Origin of the sequence: Streptomyces sichuanensis, assembly GCF_020328095.1 — a bacterium.
Classification (GTDB): Bacteria; Actinomycetota; Actinomycetes; order Streptomycetales; family Streptomycetaceae; genus Streptomyces; species Streptomyces cinnamoneus.
On sequence record NZ_JAIXMK010000255.1, the window covers coordinates 1 to 1,573 of the forward strand.

Genomic DNA, 1,573 nt, shown 5'->3' on the forward strand with positions numbered 1-1,573 from the left:
CGGCGGGCGGCCGCGCGGCGGCGGCCGCCACCGCCGGGTCGGCGAGCTCGGCGGCGACCGCCGCCGTCTCGCTGCGCCACCGGTCGAGCCGCTCCTGCAGCTCCCGTTGCGCGGCGGCGCCCAGCAGGGACCCGGCGGCCAGCTCGGGGGTGTCGAACCCGGCGCGGTAGGCCGCGTCGTCGAGCTGTGCGTCGGCTTCCTTGAGCCGGTCCGCCGCCCGCCCGGCCTCCCGTGCGGCCTCGGCCGCGTCGGCGAGGAGCACGAGCTGTTCCTCCAGCAGGGCGGCCCTGCGGGCGACGCTCTCCTCTCCGCCGCGGGCCTGCTCCAGTTCCTCCTGCAGCGCGCGCAGTTCGCGGTCGAGCTGTTCCCGGCGGGAGGAGCGGGCCGCGATGCGCAGCCGGGCCTCTTCCTGTGCGGCCCGGCGGCGCTCGCACTCGCCCTCGGCGGCGGCGAGCGCCTGCCGGGCCCCGTGCAGACCGGCCGCCGCGTCCCGGGCCGCGGCCAGGGAGTGCTCCAGCTCGTCGACGGCGCGGGCCAGTTCGTCCGCGGCCGCGGCTCCCGCCTCGGCCGTCGCGACGTCGAGGTCCTGCCCGAGGGACCGCAGGCGGCCGGCCGCCTCCTCGCGGACGCCGTCGGCCCGCTGGTACGCCTGCAGGGCGGTGTCCTCGGCCGCCGGGTCCACGTGGCCGGCGCCGGGGCGGGCGGGGGCGGGATGCTCGGCCGAACCGCAGACCGCGCACGGCTCCCCGGCCGTCAGCTCCGCCGCGAGCTCCGCGGCCATGCCGCGCAGCCGGCGTTCCTTGAGCCCGAGCCAGTGCTCACGGGCGTCGGACGCCCCCTCGCGGGCGGCCAGCAGCCGGGCCTCGGCGCCGGCGACCTCGCGAGTGAGCGCGTCGCGGCGGCGGGCGGCCGCGAGCCGGCGCCGCGCCGGTTCGAGCTGCCCGATGAGGCGCTCGGCGAGCCCCACCGCCTCCTGGGCGGCGTCGATGCGCTGTTCGTGGTCGCGGCGGGTGGCCTCCCAGGAGTCGAGCCATGCGCCGGCCTCGGCCAGCACCTCCTCGTCGGCGCCGGCCGCGCGGGCGGTCTCCGCGAGCTCGCGGGCGATGCCGGCGGCGCGTGTCTCCGCCCGGCGCGCGGCGGAGAGCGCGCCGAGTTCCTCGCGCAGGGTGCGCTCGGCGGCGGCCAGGTGGCCGGCGCTGCCGTCGCGGTGCGCACCGGGAAGCGCCGCACGGGTCCGCCGCTCCGCGTCGGCGGCGGCCAGCCGTTCGGCCTCGGCCTTCTCGCGCAGGTCCAGTGCGGGGGCGACGGCTTCGGCGGCCCGGGCCCGCTCCAGGCGCCGCAGGACGTCGTCGTGCTCGGCGCGCCGCTCGCGCAGTGCCCGGGCGCGCCGGTCCGCCTCGGCGTGCCGGCGCTGCAGCCCGGCCAGTTCCCGCACCTCGTCGGCGTGGTCCTGGGCGGCGCGGTGGGCCCGCTCGGCGGCGACCACGGCGGCCTCGGCGACGGCCTGCCGCTCGCGTGCGTTCGTACGGGCCAGGGCGGCCCACTCCAGCACCGCTTCGGCCAGTCCCGCATC

1 protein-coding gene is annotated in these 1,573 nt (G+C 80.9%); it reads right to left on the reverse strand.

Annotation, left to right across the window (positions count from 1 at the left end; translation table 11 throughout):
• On the reverse strand, positions 1–1,573 hold a 1,573-nt coding region (locus LE181_RS31760), incomplete at both ends, for a coiled-coil domain-containing protein (RefSeq protein WP_505016595.1).